Source organism: Sphaerospermopsis aphanizomenoides BCCUSP55 (genome assembly GCF_001586785.1).
Lineage (GTDB): Bacteria > Cyanobacteriota > Cyanobacteriia > Cyanobacteriales > Nostocaceae > Sphaerospermopsis_A > Sphaerospermopsis_A aphanizomenoides_A.
Genome location: NZ_LUFH02000036.1, coordinates 1 through 19,469 on the forward strand (window position 1 = coordinate 1; position 19,469 = coordinate 19,469).

Consider the following 19,469-nt stretch of genomic DNA (forward strand, 5'->3'; position numbering starts at 1 on the left):
ACACCCCTACACCCCTACACCCCTACACCCCTAAGCCATTACTAATTTCTCCCCTCTCAGCATCCGGGTAGCTGCTTCTAGCAGTGCTTCTTCTAAATAAGGTTTGGTGAAGTAACCACTAGCACCGAGTTGAACAGCCATTTGTTTATGTTTATCAGCACCCCGTGAAGTGAGCATGGCTATAGGTAAGTGATTGAGAGTACCATCTTTTTGGATACGAGAGAGCAATTCCAGCCCATCACATCTGGGCATTTCGATGTCACAGAAGACGATATCGCAAGGTAAACCCGAACGCAGTTTATCCCAGGCTTCTTGACCATCACGGGCTTGTTCAACGCGATAACCTGCTTTGTTAAAGGTGAGAGACAGTAATTCCCGGACAGTGATTGAGTCATCCACAATCAAAACTGTGGGTTCAATCTTCACATCTGGGGTTTCATGCATGAGAGGAACGGCTTTCCGCTGCCAAGAACCACCACCAATGTGTTTGGACATCTTACCTTGGAAGATGTCGATAATTTCTAAAACATCGGCAATGGGCATAATGCGACCATCACCGAGAACTGTCGCACCAGCTACACCGCTTGGTTTGGGGGCTGGACCTTCAAATTGTTTAATAACAATTTCTTGTTCGCTGAGAACTTGGTCAATTTGTAAAGCCACCATTGTGTTACCAGATCGCAAAACGACGACAGAAACCATGTCATCTTCTCTGGTGCTGCTATAGACACTACCGCGACTGATCTGGCGATTGAAGGCTAAAATTTCCTGTAAAGGTCGGAATGGTAGAGAGGTATCGCGCCAGTAAATAAATGATTGTCCATCAAAATCTTTGTGAATATCTGTGACGGGTATATCTAGTGTGTCTTCTACGCCGTCAATTGGGAAGGCAATTCTGGACTTATCGGAGATACAACACAAAGCCTTACAAATCTGAAGGGTCAGTGGTAAGCGAATGGTGAAGGTAGTTCCTTTACCCAATACTGAATCGGTGCTAACTGTGCCACGAATTTCGTTAATATCATTTTCCACCACGTTCATGCCTACACCCCGGCCTTTGATATCATCAATTTCATCGGCAGTGCTAAAACTGGGTAGGAACAACAGCTCATAAAAGTCTTGGCGAGTCATTTTTTGGGCTTCTTCTGGTGTGATAACACCTTTTTGAATCGCCTTTAGCTTCACCTTTTCGTGGTCAATACCAGCACCGTCGTCGGTGACAGAAATGACAGTTTGGTTGCCTTGGTGGAAAGCACGAATGGTAATAGTGCCTATCGGTGGTTTACCTTTGGCTTTGCGGACTTCTGGGGTTTCAATCCCGTGAGCGATCGCATTGTTGAGCATATGAGTGAGCGGATCTGTCAGATGATCCAAAATCATCTTGTCTATTGGTGTATCCGCCCCTTCTGTCACCAAATCAACTTGTTTTCCATACTTAATACCGTTATCCCGCACTCCTCGGCGCAAGCGATCAATAGCTTGGGCAAAAGGTACCATTCGCGCTCTGGTCAATCCCTCTTGTAGTTGGGTGGTGACTTGACGGAACTGTCTAGCTACTCGTTCGGTTTCTTCCGTGACAAAATCAATATCGCTGGCTGACTCCCGGACTCGCACAATGTATTCTATTGTTTCTTGGGAGAGTGTATGGAAGAGGGTAAATTGATCCATTTCCAGCTCGCTAAACCCTCTGTCATGGGCATGGTTAGAATGTCCATATTCTCTGGTTCTACGGCTACTCAACAGAGATGCTTCCAGAAGCGATCGCTCGTATAACTCTTGCATTCTTGCGCCCACATCGGAAAGATGTTGCACTTGAATCAGCAAGTTATCTAATGATTGTCGCAGACGTTCATGATCCTGTTCTAAGGTATTACGATTTACTACCAACTCCCCAACCAAGTTACTCATCTCATCCAGTTGCTTGACTGGAATCTTCATGCTTTCTTCTTTAAAACGACGAATACTTGGACGTGGTGTTTTGCTGGTATTGGATTTGGCAGTTCTCCCTGCTGCGTTCATGGTTTGATCCGCTTGAGCGAGCAAATCCTCTAATTCCTTAAATTCATCTGTGGGTGCTGAAGATGCGATCGCACTCGGAACCTTAATAGTCATAGGTGGATCGACTATCGGTGCTGGTGTGGGAATTTCTGTTGCTTGGACTTCATCTGTGTTCAACAATGCTTCTAAAGCCGCAAAATCCAAGTCTGGGATGGAAACCTGATTTGTGGATAAATCTGCTTCTTGATCTAGTAAGGCATCTAAGGCTGCAAATTCATCTTCTGCCATAGCCGCCTGATTTGTCTGGGTAGATGCGGCTGTAATTTCTGGTTCTAGTTGTTGCGGATGTGCTTCTTCTAGGGTGACAGGAGTTTGATCAGCGATATCAGCAGTGATTTCTGCTTCTAGTCCCAGTTCCAATTCTAGCAACTGAGAATCCAAAGCTATTTCACCTTCTTGTACCAAACCTGTATCACTCTCTTGGTCTAATAATTCTAGCTGTGTTAGTTCACTCAAACTGAGATCTACAGCTTGATCAGGATCAACCTCTGTGATTTGATCGTGTTCATCAATTGAGAGACTCGTAACTACATTTTCTAAAAATGCTAGTCTATTCTCATTGTGATTGTCATCAAAACCAGCAAACAAATCTTCTAAATCAGCATCTATTTGGGAAGATTGGTGAGTAAATTCTGGGATAAAATCCAGGACTTCTGGCTCTTGGGAGAAGCTATCAATCGTCGGTAAGGACAATTTATCATCATCAACGGTGCTAGAAGTAGTTTGGGAATCTGTCCAGTCAGCAAATAAGTTATCAATTGCATCTGTGTTTGATGTTATGTATCCTGTCTCTACTGGCTTAGGAATAGTGAAATCAAAGTCTTCCAAGTAAAAACTGAGGCTGACCTGCGACTGCTGGCTATCATTTACTGTTTCCCCAGATGCGGCTGCAAATATATCATCCTCTAATTCCTTGACCACATCTTCTCTAACTCCTGGAGTCAGGGGCAATGTTGAGGTTATATCTGTTGAATTCCAGAAGTTGTTGAAGTCATCTTCTATTTGGGAACTTGCTGTTGAGATTGTTTCTGGTAAAGCAAATATATTTATCTCATTAATTTCTAAATCATCGGTGGTGGCGATTGTATTGGCTGATGTATGAGTTGTAAGTTCGCCAAACAAATTATCCAAAGACAAGCTTTCTGATTGAGGAATGCTCGTTTCTAATTCTGGTTCACCAAAAGCAAGTTCCTCCAGAACATCGGCATTTGTATTTGCTAATAAATCATCCAAGCTGTTGGCAGTTCCTAAAGATGCTGATGAAGTGACTGTTTCTAGAGAAATTGATTCATTAGCATCAGGTGTTAATTCCCAGAGACTGCCTATTAATTCAACAGCATTAATATTTGTTAAATCATTTTCTTCAATAGATTGTGCTATTTCTAGAGTATCTACCGCCAGGTCTTCACTGTTAATATTGGTGACAGATAATTCTAAATTTGGATTAGTCAGGGACACATCATTATGTTCTGGATTTTCCGTTTCTAAAAATGTGTCACCGAATAATAGGGCTAGGTCTTCTGTAATATTGGTATGCCTTTGTGGTTGATGATTGCTGGTGTCATTATCCAATGACAGGATATCACTGAAATCATGATCAACATCTTCAAATTCACTGTCACTAATTCCTATGATATTAGTAGTAGTTTCTACTATTTCTGGTTGTTGCCAACCTGCTTCTATTTCTAGTTCGGGAGTATCACCTTCAAACAAATCGGCTAGGGTATTTAATTCAGCAATTCCTACCTCTAGTCCATTCAGATCAAAAATATCACTGTTGAGATTAAATATGTCATTTTGATTAGTAAATAAGGAATCTGCCCTTTCAGCAGTAGCATTTGTATCAGTTCGTGCTAGATTTGGCAGTTGATCTGTATCTGCTGCTAAATTTAGTTCTTGTATTGGTGTAAATTTAATTGTGCTGTTTGCTGGTAGCAGTACATTATCTGTGTGTATTTCTAATGTATTGGCAATTTGTGTTTCTGCCTGTGGTTGGTCATCAACCCAATCCAATTGTATTTCTGGGAACTCAAGTTCTGGAATTAACTCTAATGCTTCTAGTTCTGGACTAACGTTTATTTCTGCTTCTCTACCTTGAGTAACTAATTCTTGTGCTTGTTTAATTTCGGTAATCACAATTTTAGCTAAAGTGAGATAGGTATTGTCAGGATTAGCGATCGCATTGCCTGCGGTTTGAGACAATCTACACCAATTCGTCAAATTCAACTTTTCACCCAGTTTAACTAATCTCTGGCAGCAAGCCTGTAATTTTTCCCTAGATGAAGATGTATTGCTTTGCTTAAACAGTTGTAACATTTCCCGCAGCGACTGTAGCACTTGAGTATGAAACTCTGACCACTGCTCGTTGGCTACTACGGTTTTTTGTGGCTGTTGTTGAGGTGCTGCGTCTTGTATTGGTGGTTTTATAACTGTCTGTGTCGCCACAGGTGTATTGCTATCTTGCGATTTGACAAGTTGCTCTAGATGCTCGTTGAGTCCTTGAAAAAGAGGCTCTGTTTCTAACATCAAAGTATTAGCCGTTTCTTCTGACAAACCAAACGGACTACCCAAATGATCTAACAACGCTTTTAAAGTATCAGAGACACCCAGAAACAAAGATTCTAACTTTTGGTCAACCTGGACTGTATGCTCTTTGAGAACTTTAAAACAATCTTCCAAACGGTGAGATGTCTGCTGGATACTCCCCAAACCCAGCATAGCTGCTCCCCCTTTGATCGAGTGAGCAGCCCGGAAGACTTCGTTGATCATTTCTGGGTCATTGAGGGTATCTTGTAGCTTCAGTAACCCCTGTTCGATTGTATTCAGGTGTTCTCTGGCTTCTTCGATAAAGTAACCCAAAATCCGTTGTTGTTGTTCCGGCTGCATAAACAAGGATGAAGAATAAAGGATGAAGGATTAATGCAGGATTCAGGTTGAATTTTGGATTTTGGATTGAACAATCTCCAATTGAAAATCGCAAATCCAAAATTTAATTTCTCCTTTACCTGGATTCAATGGTTTCCACTCGGAAACGTTCCACAGAAGCAATTAAGTCACGGGATACTCCCACTAGGTGTTGGAGAGCGCCGGAAACTCGCTGTGCTTCTTGGGAAGTTTCTTGGGCTGTGAGTTCCACTGATTGCATTACTTGAGCTACAGCGCGAGAGGTTTCCGTTTGTTCTACGGTGTCACTGGTAATTGAGCGCACTAGCCGATCAATATGATCAGCTACTTGAATAATATTTTCTAGCGATCGCTTGGCTTCTTCTGCTAGTTTAGTACCTTTTATTACCTGTTGTGTACCTTCTTCCATCGCTGTCATCACAGAACTGGTTTCGCTCTGGATTTGCATGACGATTTGTTCGATTTCTTTTAAAGATTTGGCGGATTTGTCAGCTAATTGGCGGACTTCATCAGCCACGATCGCAAATCCTCTACCTGCTTCTCCGGCTCTTGCTGCCTCAATACTGGCATTGAGTGCCAATAAGTTGGTTCTAGAAGCAATTTGAGATACCAAGGCGACAATAGAGTTAATTTCTTGGGAAGATTCCGCTAACCGTTTCACTTTGCGGGTAGTTTCCGCCACTGTTTCCCGAATTTCCAAAATCCCCGCCACGGTATTTTCTACTGCTTCTCCTCCTTTGACGGCGATGACGCTGGCATCACGGGCTACAGCTTCTGCTTCTTTAGCAGCATCTGCTACCCGTTTAATAGATTCCGTCATGACTTGTACGGAGTTTAAAGTCACAGCCAACTCTTCCGCTTGACGCAAAGCATCACCTGATAAAGCTCTAGCAAAGGTTTCCGAATTAGTTGAACCTTTGGTTACTTCCCTGGCTGCTACTTTCACCTGCTGCACAATATCCCGCAGGTTTTGAATTGTCAGGTTAAAGGCATCTGCTACAGCGCCGAGTACGTCTGCTGTCACCTCGGCTTGAACTGTTAAGTCTCCTCTAGCTGCTCCTTCCACGTCATCCAACAATCGAATCACTTGACGTTGCAGGTTTTCTTTTGCTTCTTCCTGTTCAACGGCTTTTCTTGTCGCTTCATTGGTAGTTGTGAAAATTACCCGCGCCATGTCGTTGAAACTGGTGGCTAAGTAACCTAATTCGTCTTCTGAATAAACTGTGGCTTGAACATTCAGATTTCCTTCTCGCACAGCATCAAACTGCACTTGCAGATCCTTGGTAGTGCGCCGAATTTGCTTGAGTGCCAGATTGCTCATAAAACCAGCCGTTACCCCACCTGCTACTCCTGCGGCTAAAGCCATTGCCCAACCTGTATTCCGCACCGATTCCCGTTGTGCAGGTTCGGAAAAATGTGTCGCCCCAAAACTAATCAAAGCAGCTACTACTGAGGAGGTTAATCCGACTGTAACAGCAATGTACCATTGTTTTTTATCTAAAGAAGCATTCTCAAAAAATCCCAACAAACCTTGATCTACGCTGACAGTTGGTTCTAGTTTGGCAGCGTCTGTTTCCGTAAATACAGGAACTGCTTCCTGGGCTCCAGTGATTGTGAACAGTTCCTCATCACGGTCAATGGAGTTATTAATAGAAAAGTCTTCACTAAAAGAATTGATGGAACTAGTTTTATTGCTACTGGTAGTGTCAGATAATAACTCCACATCACTGTAGCCAGAATCTCCTCCTAGATCAAAACTGGGAATACCACCTAAATCATCAAATTCATCAAAATCATCTAAAAAGGTGATGTTTTGAGCATTGCTTCCCTGGGAGTTATGGTTTTGCTCTTCATCACTGACAAAGCTTTCTGAGCCAAAAGCAGATTCAAAGGCTTCTAAGTCAAAACTATCATCATCAAAGTTTTTTTGATCATGTTGGTAATTTGAGTTAACCTGCTGGTCAGAACTAGCAAAGTTACTGTTCAAAGATGAGGATACTTGATTATTAAAGCTGGATGCTGATTGGTTTTGTACTGCCTCTGGCATTTGTGCTAACCAATTATCTGCGCCACTCAAAGATGTCTCGTCACTGTTGTCTCTAAAATCTTCTAAATCTTCTAAATCTTCTAAATCTTCTAAATCTTCTAAATCTTCTAAATCTTCTAAATCATCATTGATTTCCTGTTCAGCAACGACGACATTAACATTTGCCTGAATGTTACTGGAGAAGCCCAGATTCCCCATACTCATATTTGCCAATTCTAGTTCATCTTGTTCTGTAAATGATGCAGGTAAAGATTCCCATTTGTCGTCAGCTAATTGATCCATATCTCCCAAAGCTGAACTAATCTGCTCATCACTAATTGCAGCGGCATCTGTGGGTGTGGGATTTACCTCCAAGTCAGCAAAATGATCATTTTCTGCTGCCTGTTCTATATTCCCTGAAGCAATATCTTCTTGCCAAAAAGATGGTAACTCCAAATCACCTGATACTTGACTATCTGTTGCTACTGGTTCTGTAAATGGTTGATAAGTCAGAGGTGAATCAAATACTCCTAATTCATCACCATCACCACTTGCTGCTGGTTCTGTAAATTGTTCATTTAAAGCAAAAGGATCATGACTAAAATCTAATGAATTACTTGATAGTTGATCAAAGTCCATACTGTCTAATGAACTATCAAAAGGATTATGCATAGATATATCTTCGAGAGACTCTGCCGATAGTTCATAATCCTCAAAAGATTTCAGATCAAAACCACTGTTATCCAAGTCGCTACCAACTCCTAACTCTAGTAATTCTCCTTCATTAGTTACCAAACCATTAGAAAATTCTCCACTACCGATCAGTTCATTCAAAGCTACGGCTGAGTTCTCTTCGCCAAATGGATTTAGGTATTGATTGATATTTTCCAGACAACTAGTAGCAGAACTAATAATTTCTTGATCATCTGTCAAATGAAACACCTGTTGATATTCGGCTTTTGCTATTGCAAACTGCTGTAAAACATAGTATATGTGACCCCGCAACAGATGAGAATTAGGATCATCCGGTAGATTACTGACTGCTTGGTCTACTAAAGTAGCAGCAACTTCATAATCTCCTTGTGTATATGCTTTTACTGCCTGCTGATATTTGGAATTGTGATCATCTATATTTGTTGCCATTTCCACCCTCCCGACTTCATCCTGCCCACCTAGCACTCCGCAAAATTGCCGTTTGATCTATCAGTCGCAGATACTTATTATTTTTAGTATCTAACCATTCTCCACGTAAAAAAGGAGCCATCGTATCCGGGACGTTATTTGCTGGCATGAGATACTGTGTATCAAGCCAACCCATGCCACAGATTTGTTCTACTCCTAAGCCTACTATTATGTCTTGATCTTCAATAGCAATTACTGGTATCTCAGATTTATCTGTGTTTAACGGAGTTGCTTCCCCCAAAAATTGACCTAAATCTGCCACCCAAATTAATCGCCCTCGTAAATTCAGAGTGCCTAATAGCAGCGGAGAAGCATTAGGAATTGGGGTGATACGATCAGGACTGAGTTCAATCACTTCCCGGATGCCAGTTGCTTGTAATGCAAACTCCTGATGCGAGGGAATGTAAAATCTTAGATGTAGCTCGCCTTCAGGACTTTCTAGTTGTAATTCCGGGCGAAATTGGTCTTGACCACTACCGCTTAAAAAGTCTGGTTTGCTAACCATATTGTTTTCATCCTTATCCTCGCAGCAGTTGTTTGACTGTTCCCACCAACTCGGTTGGTTGAAACGGTTTGGCTATGTAAGCGTCTGCTCCCTGTTTCATCCCCCAGTAGCGATCAAATTCTTCTCCTTTGGAAGAACACATGACCACAGGAACATTTTGGGTCTTGGGATCTGATTTTAAGCGCCGACACAGTTCATAGCCGTTCATCCGGGGCATGACAATATCTAAAACGACTAAATCGGGAGGTGTGCTTTGAATTGCTTCTAAAGCTTCCACTCCGTCCCCGGCATGGGTGACAGTAAGTCCACTAGCTTTGAGGAGGTCTGTAATCATCTCCCTCTGGGCGATACTGTCTTCAACAATGAGAACTGTACTCATAAATCTCTATTTACCTCCTGCTTGAGACTTTCTGTTTGGGAATTTTCACCAATTCTCTATACAAGCTATTTTTTGTATAAATTAATTCTACTAATTTCACTATCTTACTGATGATGGCAGTTTTGCTGGTGTTGGCTGATTCTGTGATAACATTTTTTACCCCATATTTGAGCAAATCCACAAGTCTAGATATTCTGTTTATATTCCCACAACAGAATCTATGTTGATATATTTTTCTACCAACATCAGTAATTCAGTATCTGCAAATGGTTTGGTCAAATAATCTGTAGCCCCAACCATCCTGGCTCTGACGCGATCAATAAATCCTTCTTTCCCAGTCAACATGATAATGGGTACTAGGCGAAAGGCAGTGGAATGTCGCAGCATGGAGCAAATTTCGTATCCGTCTAATTCTGGCATGGCAATGTCGCATAAAATTAAGTCTGGTTTGAGTTGAAAAACGAGGCTGAGGGCTTCTAAGGGTTTGGTAATGGAAATGGCTTCGTACCCCTGTGGACATAAGATGGACTCTACAATTTCACAGATGGCGATCGCATCTTCAATACATACTACCCGTCCTTTGCGTTTATCTATCTGCTCCCAGTCTGGTCTTTGACTACTAGGACTAGAAGTTCCTGAATATACTAACTGTAGCCATCCTTGTTGTACGTAAGGATATATAGCTTTGGCAACGGTTAAAATATCACGATTAAGATAACGAGCCAACTGGCGTAAAGATGTTTTACCATCTGCCCATTGTTGTAACCTATTCACTGTTGATGCTGGTAGTGAGTCGCTCAATTTACCTATGTCAGCCAATACTGGTAACTGTTCTGGAGATTGGATATGTGGATATAGCTGTTTCCATTCCTGTACTTGTTTAGTGATTTTTGTTACTAAAGATTTAATTTCTAAGCTAGTTAATTGGGGTACAAGTGCTGCACCTAAATCGAAAATAAAACTACCTTGGTGTAAACTCAGCAAATCAAACAGTGTCTCATGTACTAACCCGTGAATGATATTCCTGGCTATTTTGGGAGTGATAATATTTTGTTCTAAGAGCGCCCAAATGTAACCATACTCTGGAGAATTCATTGATGCTAAGGTGGCAAGCTGAGTTTTATTCAGCCGTTGCTCAACTCGGTAATGACGTAAGTAATCATCAATTCGGGATAAACTGCTTTCACCAGCTTGACAATAAACTATTTGACCATTGAGAAAAAATACAAACCAAGACTGTGGCTTGCTCTCTCCAGATTGACGATACTTGATAGTGTCTTCTGGGCTAAGTTTGTGACTATGATAAGAACTGTGTGCTTCCACCCACAACTGTCCAGTTCTTTGCCCTAAAGATATCAGTTGTAGAATACTGCAAATATCAATCTCATTTAAATTTCCTTGCATTTAGCTCCAATACCCTCCTGGGCTTTCTAGAGAGATTTCGTGATTAATTGTTACCGTCAGTTTTTTCATATTTCCATTAGAATGGCAGGATGATTATCTATTCAATCAGTTCAGGCAGCTGGACATGAACCTTTTGTGATAGATATTTGACAAAGATACTGTTCACACTGTAGTCACAGTCACTATTATGGTGTACAGAATCTAGAAGATGCGCTCTAGCTGCATCTACCAAATATCAAGATATATCAATATGTGAGATATCAGTTCCATAAATAGTTTTGTCTATCCTGTGCTGCTAAACTTAGGTTAAACAAGATAAATTAACAGAATAATCCAAGGTATATCCCAAAACACGGACGTAAAGTGCATCAAAAGGACTAGCGGTGTGCTGTATCTAGCAGAAGTACAAAAGCAGAAAGGCGGTTTACTCGGTGGTGGTTCTAAAACTGAACTCAAACTACTAGCTTGTCAACGCAGCGAGCAGAATTGGAATACTGTGTCGGAAGAAACTGTTGCGGCTGAAGAAGCAAGCAAGTTAAATGATGGCGCATTGGTACTAGTGGAATTGAGTCCGAATCGTCAAGTACAGCGGATTCAGGAAGCAGGTCGTCCGCTAGTAAATATTTTGCAGAATTTTTCCCGGCAAATGGAAAAATTTAAGCTCAAAGAAGATGAAATTGACCAGTGGAAGCAGTCCCTCATGTTTCAAGTCCAAGAGCTAAATCGCCGAGAAATGGACATGGAATCGCGGTGGGAACAACTGCAACATCTGGAACAGGAGGTGCAAAACTTAGAAAAACAACAGCAGGAAGTCAAAACAGCCCGTGAACAAATTGAAAAATTACAGGCAGAAGTTGAGCGCAATCGTCAGGAACTAGAAGGCGCTTGGGAGCATTTGAGAGGAGAACAGCATCGGTTAGAAGACCTGAAAGCCAGTTCCCCCCAAGGAACAGTTGTCGATGAGTCGCAAACTAGGGCAATCATTGATTTGCTCAATCGTTTATCTGGTGGTGTGAGTTCTACTGCTACATTGCAGGAAAACCTCAATTTTGCTTTTGGACTGATAGAACAACAACAAGCTACTCTCAATCCCCATTGGCAACAACTGGAACTGCAACAGTCTTTAGCTCATCAACAACAAGGTGAAGTAGAACAATTATCCCAAACTTGGCGCGATCGCCAAACCGAATTGCAACATTTACAAAATTCTCTGGAGCAAAAAACAGCCGATTTACAACTGAAAAAGGCAAAACTTGATAATAAACAGCAATTGTCTGCAATATTTAAAGAGCAGTTGCAGACTCAAGCAGATTTATACCACAATACCCAGACTTTGGCGGCAATGGTTGGAAATTTGGTGTTTGGTCATCAAGTTGATGTGGAAGCTTTGCACAATATGCCATTAGATGAACTACAAAAAATAGTTCACGATTTGCAGGAGAAACTGGAAATTGACTCTAGTTTTGTTCAAGACCAGGAACAAGAATTAAATTACAAACAACAAGGTATAAAAGAAATAGAAGCAAAGATACAGCAAGTATCTGGAGAAGAGTTAAATAAATTGGAACTGGAACTAGCTGAAGAAAAAGACCTCTATCAGATGCTTAATAAAAGTTTAATTCCACAACGCAATAATTTATTAAAACAACAGCAAACTTTCAAACAACACCAAAATGTACTTTTACAACGACAAGGACAGCCTGTTACCTATTCTCCAGGAGATAACGCAGTTGATCTAGAGTCTATTCTTGCCCAAATTGATTACCAACGACAGGAACAGTCCCAGGAACTGCAAAGGTTGGAAAATGAGATTCAACAGCTGAGTACTGATATTGAGATGAAGCAAGGAGAAATTGATCATCAAACCCATGAGTTGGAGTCCAAGCGTCAAGAACTCAAATCAATAGAAGAAAATTTACTCAATTTGCAAACAGCAACTGCTGAATGTTGGGGTAGGGTCAAGCTTTATCAAGAGGCACTACAACCGATTCAAGATTGTTTGGATAATTTACGGGATAAGTTGCAGACAATTTCGGACTCTTTAACCCATGTGCAAGAAACTGGTGATTCTCAACTCCAGACTATTACTGAGATGCGTCAAACTCTGCAAAGTTTGATCAGTCTGCCGAATGTTTAGGAAGAGGGTATGGGGTGTGGGGTGTAGGGTGTAGGTTCACAAGTCAAAAGTCAAAAGTCAAAAGTCAAAAGTATTACCTCTTGATCAATCAAGAGGATTGAACAAGGAATAAGTTTTTTTGTTTTTCCCCTTTAAAGGGAAGGCTTTTGACCCGTTTTTTTTGGTAAATTTTCTCCTCTGCACCGCTGTTCTTCTGCGGGACATAACTCAGATATTTAAACGCAAGTCGGTATAATATTAATCCAGTCATCTTGTACTATCGCTGTCCATTCTCCAGGAAAAGGATCGGTTTGGGAACGATTGGGGGCTGTGATTAAAGCGGTTAATTTTTCAATCTGCTCAAAGTTGGGAGTATTGGGAAGTATTTCTTGAAGAACCTGACGCATGACCCGACGTTGCAAGGCTAAGGGTACTTTTTTTAAAATCCGACGATTTAGTTGTAAATCACCATGATCTGTCTTTGCTGAGGCTTCTAACCTGCACTGATGGGCTGTTTGTTCCAGATATTCTACTTCTGCTTGCAGGAGTTCTGCTGTTTGGGCTAAATTTTTTTCTACTTGGGGGTTAAAATTTTGTTTTAGATACGGTAGCAATTCTCGACGAATACGATTTCTGGCATATTGTAAATCTTGATTGGTAGAATCTTCCCAAATCGGCAAGTTGAATTCTTGACAAAATTGCTGAGTTTGATTGCGGGTAACTTCTAATAGTGGACGTACTAGGATAATATTCTCAGTTAATGAACGTTGCCAAGTTAAAGCTTGTAAACCATCTGCTCCTGTACCACGCATTAAGTTGTAGAGTAGAGTTTCTGCGCGATCGCTGGCAGTATGTCCAGTAACTATGTATTGATAATTATTAACTTGGGCAATTTTTGTTAAAGCTTGATAACGCCAATTTCGCGCTGATGCTTCACTATTTATAGGTTCATTAGCTGTTTGCAAATAAAAAGGTGTATGCCAAGTTTGTGCTAAATTTTCTACATGATGAGCATTAGCTTGGGAATCTTCACGCCAGCGATGATCACAATGAGCAATACCTACATCCCATCCCCATTTAGGCTGCAAATCTAATAATAATTTAATTAGGCATAAAGAATCTTGTCCACCAGAAACCGCTACTAATAGTTTTTGGTTGCGTGCAAATAAATGGCGATCGCGGTTAGTACGATGTATTTTAGCGTGCAGGGGAGTCCAGATCATACAGAATAGTGATTAAAGAAGGTGGGATGTATAGCAGGAGGAAAAGCCTTGTTATATCTACGTTTCTAGGATTCATAATGTCCTAATTATCCTGGCTACAGCTATATAGAAGAAATATTTAAATTAAAGATACAAATAGGAAACCACCAATCACACATACAACAACAACGAAAAAAACTATCCAACCTATATTTAATGTTAATCCTGTAGCTAGTAAAGTTATAAAAATGAGATTGAGAGCAAAGCTTAAAAATACAATTGGTGCAGGTAATAGATCGTGTTGTTTTTTCTCTTCAATTTTTTTGATTACTTGTAAAATATCTGCTATATTTTTTGGTCTTCTTTTCGGATTGTCCTCCATTAAATCATCAATTAAATCTTTGAAAGTTTCGGAAATTTCTGGTGCTTTATCTCGCCATAATAATTTTGAATTTTTTGTTTCTAGGAAATTGCCAGGAAAAGTTCCCGTTAGTAAGTGAACAAAGGTACGGCCTAAAGAAAAAAAATCAGAGGCATAGTTTATATCTTTGCCAACCTCTTGTTCTGGTGAACAATAACCTGGTGTTCCGACCATTGTAGAGGGATTAGTTTGTCTTTGAGTTCTTTGTATAAAATCTTTAACAATACAAAAGTCAATTAATACTAATTTACCATTAGGTTTTAACATAATGTTATCTGGCTTAATATCTCGATGTAAATAATTTTGACTATGAACATGAGCTAAAATATCAATTAGTTGTTTTAGCCAATCAATAGCTTGTGTTTCATTAGCATTTTTTTTATTTTGTCTTAACCATTCACCTAAATCATGTCCTTCGATTTTCTCCATCACTAAACCATGTAAAATTTCATTAGTGTGAGTGCATAAAAATCTCAGATATCCATCAATTTCTACCTTGGGGATTCCTGGATGATTTAAATTATTTAATACATTGAATTCCTGTTCAAAGAGTTGCAATATTTTGGAGTTACCAAAATCAAATAAAGTGAGAATTTTAATAACTTTATGATCACCAATCAATTTATCTTCTACTTCAAATGTCTTACTAAAAGATCCTTTACCCAATTGTTTAATTACATGATAGCGATTATTGATTATATCTCCTGGTTCAATCATAATTTTGTGTCTCTTAAGTTAATCAAAAGCTGGTTGAAATTATATGTTTTTTAGTAAGCATTCAGCCGTCAGCCATGTACCTGAAATATTGAAATACAAAGAATATAACTTTCAATTCTAGTTTTTATATCGCTTGATAATGTATTTTTTCAGTAAAGGATTAATAACCCAAAGAATTTTATATTCTTGTCTATTTTTCTCGTCGATTATTTGTATATCCTCTTTTTCAATTAGTCCTATTTGCCATAACTTATCTATAGCTTGACTAATGTCTGATTGGGGATTAGATGGAAAATATCCGTAAAATTGAGACAATAATTTCGGCTCTGTTTCCATTGCTAAGTTTTGCAGAATCTTTATTTCTAAATTTGATAAATAAGAAAAGAGTTTATCCAATAAAGTCAGTATTACACCAGGCAAAAAAAGTGTTCCTTTTAGGAATTGTTCAATTTGTCCATTATGCATCCTTTTAATATGATCAGACGCTACAATTAAAGCTAATGGATGCCCTTGGTAGCGTTCAATCAATAATTCCATGCCCTGACCTGAAAGTTTTAAATCTTGTAATAATGTTTTAGCATCTTTATTTTCTAAACCTGTTAATGAAAATTGCTTAATTGATTTAGTGACCAATAAATCCATTACTTTAGGTTTTTGTAGACTAGTAAAAACCAAGCAACTTTGATGTTTTGATGTGCCAATTATTTTTAGAAAAATCTCATAGCTAGAGTCAATTTGCTGTTGCTTTGGTGATGCTTCACTAGTCTCCATCACCCCTTCCCATTGATCAAATATTAGCAAACAACGATGAGTATTGAAGTAATTAATCAGGTTAAAAATTCTTTGATCTATACTTGTTACTAAATTGTTGCAGGGAAAGTAAGATTCGATATCAGTCAAAATCTCTGCCAAAGATGGAGAATATTTCAGACTCTTCCAAATGACATAATCAAAATACTGTTGAATATTTTCAACTAACTCCCTAACAAGTGCAGATTTACCAATCCCGCTTATCCCCAACACACCTACTACACGACAGCGTTCTGTGACTATCAATTTTTGTAAATTAGACAATTCTTTTTCACGTCCATAAAAATCAAAATCACTGATATCTGGTGCTTGATTCAAATCTATATGTGAAAAATTATTAGTATTAGTATTATTATTAATTTGCTGATTATTTTGTATTAATAGTTGTGTTAAAACTAATCTGCACTTTTTTTTAGTAACCTCTTTCTCTGTGACTTGTCTCAATTGTCTAAATATTTTGGGAGCTTTTATATTCCTGATTTTACTTAATTCATAATTGGTAATATAGTCACTCCTCTCACTATCAGATTGACCTGCTAAAGAATATTCTAACATAGCTTCTTCACAAAACTCTAACTCTAACTCTATTCCTTTTTGATTCTTTCCCCAATCCTTGAGTAGTTTGATTAACTCTTTCCCATCCATAATCTATGTTTCTCGCGCTCACGTATTCTGGATTGTATCTTAATATGTATGCATTTTATTAACTTTATTAACATAAATACTTAAATAAGTTAGTGATGACTATCACATATATCTCCGAGATACTTTTTTGTGTAAGGACAAAAAAGAGGTTGATATGTCTCACCAATACTCATTCACACCTACAATTGAGTATCTAGTTATTTCACCAACAGAAGTTGTGAATGGTAACAGACAAGAGAATATGGTTCGACTCACCCCAGTACAAACACTGAAAATAGAAACCATTCCATTTATACAAAATTTTTCAGGGGGAGATGATAAAGACAATCCCATAGTTCCTCCTAATTAGATATTGCTTTTTTATCACTCAGGAAAAGCAAATAGATAATGTATCTTGTAGGATGCTTCAGACTTGATAAATTGGCAACTATCAACAATTATTTTTTATCTGAAGTATCCTGATCAAGATGTACATGATGATAAGTTCTGTATCTGAAGGGAGCATCCCAAATATGTAAATTTATTTTTATCTAACGAAATAAAATGATCCAAGGCTTGATATGATTGTCCGTGTAGCGTGCCGGAGGCATTACCGCAAAGGGATCAAAGGAAACAAAGGTAAAAGAGTTTCAGAGAGTTTTTGGTGTTGCTGAGGTTATTTTCTCTTTCATTGGGATGCTCCCTATCTGAATGGTAGATGCAGTTGCATCTGATATACATCAGTTGTCTTGAACATTCAAAATTCTCATGGCATCAAGCTTCCAAACTTCTAGCTCTGGTAATTGCCAACGAACTTTTTTAAGTTGCTGGTCATGGGAGTAAAATTCTAAGAAATTTCGCCATGATATGACAGCATTTTTTTGATCCCCCAGTGCTGCTTGAACTTGTGCTAATAAGCAATACGCGGGAGCATAATCACTTTCTAATTCCAAACACAGGAGTAAATGTTGTTTGGCTTCTTCATAACGATTTTGCTGAAAATAAGCCCAACCAATATTTTTGTGCAATGTAATTTCGACTGTTGTATCTTTTACCCTGGATAAAATTGGTTCAATTATTTTCAAAGCATCTGCACTATTACCTTGGAGTATTTGCAACCGGGCTAAGTTATTCACAGCAGCATCAGCAGCACGATTTTGATATTTAATTGCAATCTGATAGTGATAACAAGCCCCTGCTAAATTATCTAACTTTTCGTAAGTTGCACCTAGATTATAGTGAGCAAATCCATTGTTAGGATTCACTTCAACTGCTAATTCCAGATAAGAGCCAGCAATTAAAAAATCACTGTTGAGGTAGTGTTTATGTCCAACTTGATTGAGATATTTAGCAATTTGTTTCCTTTCATGTTCATTAAAGTTAATGCGATTTAGTACCTGTTTGAAATCTTCTGATATTGGCTGGTTAACAGATAACAAGTGCAAAATATTGTCTGTAATGTTGGCATCATCTTCCTCTAGGGTTTCTGCTGGTGTTGAATCTTTTCCAAACTGAGGTTTACGTTCAGTCAGTAACTCAGGTTTGTATTTAGCAAATAACGCAACTAGCTCCGAGCGTTTGTAGCGACGAGTATCAGAAGGTTCATTATTTAGTCCAAATTCCTGACATATTCTTTCGATATATTTTCTGACAGATGCTTCTCCAATACTCATGGCTTCAGCTATGTCAGCATCCGTTTCGCCAGTTAATATTTTTTGCAATACTTCTTTGCGTCGATCTGTCAGCTTATTAAATACACGCTCAAACTCTAGTTGATTGATCCTTTGTTTTGATTGCATAGGTGTTTGGCTCACGTTTGTGACTATTTTACAGTAATTTTTACCTAATTAATTTTTGTCACTAGTTTAAATAGTCCGGGGTTTTCAGCCTATTTTCTTATAGATAGGACTTACGCAAAAGAACGAAAAAATAAGGTTTTCGGAGGATAGGTTCATCAAAAGAAAAAACCCCTACACCCTACACCCAGCCCGGATGATAAATTTTGTGCGTAAGTCCTGATAGAAATATTCCCCCTCTCAACAGAAAGGGGGTAAAAACTGAATTAGAAAAACCAACCGTAAGAATGTAAACCCTTACCCAAAAGATTCACACCCAAATAACAAATCCAAACCACAACAAAACCACCAGCAGCTAAAATTGCAGGTTTTCTTCCTTGCCAACCACGAGTAATTCTAGAATGTAAATAGGCAGCAAAAACCAACCAAGTAATTAAAGCCCAAGTTTCTTTCGGGTCCCAACTCCAATAAGAACCCCAAGCTTCATTCGCCCAAACACCACCGGCAATAATACCAATTGTGAGGAGAGGAAATCCCAAACCAATTACACGATAGCTGATGTTATCCAGGGTTTCTGCCAGGGTGAGACGTTGGGGAGAAAGAACTTGTGCAGTGGAAATAGGCGTAGTTTTAACTACATCCAAAACAGCAGTACCATGACCATTGTTATTGCTTTCCAACCGGGAAAAACCATTATTTTCAGATGCAGGAGTTGGGGATTGAGTCACCAATTCTCCAACTTTAATTAGTTTGTAACCATTGCTACGATAACCACCATTACCAACGGAACTACCTTGTAATTGAATATTTTGGCCGCGAGTCACAATTAAAAAAGCGATCGCCAACAAAGAACCCACCATCAAAGCCGAATAACTCAACATCATCACACTGACGTGCATCATTAACCAATTCGACTTCAAAGCTGGAACTAAAGGTTCAGAAACCTGCATTTCGGATGGTAGAGTCAAAGTTGCAAAAGCACTAATTCCCATTGCTACAGGTGCAGTGACAACTCCCACCAACCGACTGCGGCTGCTATTCTCTGCAATTAGATGGATGGCAGTAATTCCCCAAGTCAGGAAGAATAGGGATTCATAGAGATTGCTGAGAGGGAAATAACCAGCTTCAATCCATCTCGCTCCCAATAGAGTAGCAATACACAAATTTGCGATCGCCATTCCAGCCGTCCCCAAAGCCGCTGTCAACGATAAATTCGGAAAAGCCGCCCCTACCCAATACACCAGCATAGTGCAGAATAAGACGGCAAAGGAAGCATTATCTAACCAGTTCTGGAGTACAACCAGATTCATACACTCTTTTCTCCA

Annotated in this window: 12 protein-coding genes; 2 read left to right on the forward strand and 10 right to left on the reverse strand. The window is 39.3% G+C overall.

Annotation, left to right across the window (positions count from 1 at the left end):
• Positions 1-30: 30 nt before the first annotated feature.
• The 5 genes from A0J48_RS11065 to A0J48_RS11085 all read right to left on the reverse strand — a co-directional run bounded on the left by A0J48_RS11065 (position 31) and on the right by A0J48_RS11085 (position 10,458).
• Positions 31-4,944: a hybrid sensor histidine kinase/response regulator gene (locus A0J48_RS11065; protein ID WP_200323033.1), complete on the reverse strand. Its 4,914-nt coding sequence runs from the start codon at positions 4,942-4,944 to the stop codon at positions 31-33.
• 115 nt (positions 4,945-5,059) lie between these two features.
• A complete protein-coding gene (locus A0J48_RS11070; RefSeq protein WP_200323035.1) occupies positions 5,060-8,131 on the reverse strand; it encodes a methyl-accepting chemotaxis protein in 3,072 nt (1,023 codons plus the stop codon).
• A gap of 16 nt (positions 8,132-8,147) precedes the next feature.
• Complete coding sequence (locus A0J48_RS11075; RefSeq protein WP_200323037.1) at positions 8,148-8,675, reverse strand: chemotaxis protein CheW; 528 nt, start codon at positions 8,673-8,675, stop codon at positions 8,148-8,150.
• A gap of 13 nt (positions 8,676-8,688) precedes the next feature.
• Positions 8,689-9,054, reverse strand: coding sequence for a response regulator transcription factor (locus A0J48_RS11080; protein ID WP_013193093.1), 366 nt, complete (start codon positions 9,052-9,054; stop codon positions 8,689-8,691).
• Between the two features lie 198 nt (positions 9,055-9,252).
• A complete protein-coding gene (locus tag A0J48_RS11085; protein WP_200323039.1) occupies positions 9,253-10,458 on the reverse strand; it encodes a response regulator in 1,206 nt (401 codons plus the stop codon).
• Positions 10,459-10,843: 385 nt separating this feature from the next.
• Between A0J48_RS11085 and hmpF the strand changes: the two genes are divergently transcribed.
• Entirely contained in the window at positions 10,844-12,595 is a 1,752-nt protein-coding gene (hmpF, locus tag A0J48_RS11090; protein ID WP_200323041.1) for a pilus motility taxis protein HmpF, read from the forward strand.
• A 215-nt stretch (positions 12,596-12,810) separates the two neighbouring features.
• On the opposite strand, the gene tilS is transcribed toward hmpF, so the two are convergent.
• The 3 genes from tilS to A0J48_RS11105 form a co-directional block, all read right to left on the reverse strand.
• Positions 12,811-13,797 carry a tRNA lysidine(34) synthetase TilS gene (tilS, locus tag A0J48_RS11095; protein ID WP_200323043.1) on the reverse strand — a complete coding sequence of 329 codons (987 nt, stop codon included), beginning with the start codon at positions 13,795-13,797 and terminating at the stop codon, positions 12,811-12,813.
• Between the two features lie 118 nt (positions 13,798-13,915).
• The gene (locus A0J48_RS11100; protein ID WP_200323045.1) at positions 13,916-14,914 is read right to left on the reverse strand and encodes a serine/threonine protein kinase; all 999 of its coding nucleotides are present in this window, start codon (positions 14,912-14,914) and stop codon (positions 13,916-13,918) included.
• 117 nt (positions 14,915-15,031) lie between these two features.
• Entirely contained in the window at positions 15,032-16,369 is a 1,338-nt protein-coding gene (locus A0J48_RS11105) for an NB-ARC domain-containing protein (RefSeq protein WP_200323047.1), read from the reverse strand.
• 154 nt (positions 16,370-16,523) lie between these two features.
• Between A0J48_RS11105 and A0J48_RS11110 the strand changes: the two genes are divergently transcribed.
• A complete protein-coding gene (locus A0J48_RS11110; RefSeq protein ID WP_200323049.1) occupies positions 16,524-16,718 on the forward strand; it encodes a hypothetical protein in 195 nt (64 codons plus the stop codon).
• A gap of 370 nt (positions 16,719-17,088) precedes the next feature.
• On the opposite strand, the gene A0J48_RS11115 is transcribed toward A0J48_RS11110, so the two are convergent.
• Both A0J48_RS11115 and ccsB read right to left on the reverse strand, forming a co-directional pair.
• Positions 17,089-18,147 (reverse strand): tetratricopeptide repeat protein, encoded by a 1,059-nt coding sequence (locus A0J48_RS11115; RefSeq protein ID WP_234300849.1) that lies wholly within the window; start codon positions 18,145-18,147, stop codon positions 17,089-17,091.
• 263 nt (positions 18,148-18,410) lie between these two features.
• On the reverse strand, positions 18,411-19,454 hold the full coding sequence (ccsB, locus tag A0J48_RS11120) for a c-type cytochrome biogenesis protein CcsB (RefSeq protein WP_200323050.1): 1,044 nt from the start codon (positions 19,452-19,454) through the stop codon (positions 18,411-18,413).
• Positions 19,455-19,469: the final 15 nt, after the last annotated feature.

Bases quoted from the DNA above. Each gene is read 5' to 3' on its own strand.
- A0J48_RS11075 (WP_200323037.1), bottom strand. From the start codon at position 8,675: ATGGTTAGCAAACCAGACTTTTTAAGCGGTAGTGGTCAAGACCAATTT.
- A0J48_RS11080 (WP_013193093.1), bottom strand. From the start codon at position 9,054: ATGAGTACAGTTCTCATTGTTGAAGACAGTATCGCCCAGAGGGAGATG.
- A0J48_RS11070 (WP_200323035.1), bottom strand. From the start codon at position 8,131: ATGGCAACAAATATAGATGATCACAATTCCAAATATCAGCAGGCAGTA.
- tilS (WP_200323043.1), bottom strand. From the start codon at position 13,797: ATGATCTGGACTCCCCTGCACGCTAAAATACATCGTACTAACCGCGAT.
- A0J48_RS11100 (WP_200323045.1), bottom strand. From the start codon at position 14,914: ATGATTGAACCAGGAGATATAATCAATAATCGCTATCATGTAATTAAA.
- A0J48_RS11065 (WP_200323033.1), bottom strand. From the start codon at position 4,944: ATGCAGCCGGAACAACAACAACGGATTTTGGGTTACTTTATCGAAGAA.
- A0J48_RS11115 (WP_234300849.1), bottom strand. From the start codon at position 18,147: ATGCAATCAAAACAAAGGATCAATCAACTAGAGTTTGAGCGTGTATTT.
- A0J48_RS11105 (WP_200323047.1), bottom strand. From the start codon at position 16,369: ATGGATGGGAAAGAGTTAATCAAACTACTCAAGGATTGGGGAAAGAAT.
- A0J48_RS11110 (WP_200323049.1), top strand. From the start codon at position 16,524: ATGTCTCACCAATACTCATTCACACCTACAATTGAGTATCTAGTTATT.
- ccsB (WP_200323050.1), bottom strand. From the start codon at position 19,454: ATGAATCTGGTTGTACTCCAGAACTGGTTAGATAATGCTTCCTTTGCC.
- A0J48_RS11085 (WP_200323039.1), bottom strand. From the start codon at position 10,458: ATGCAAGGAAATTTAAATGAGATTGATATTTGCAGTATTCTACAACTG.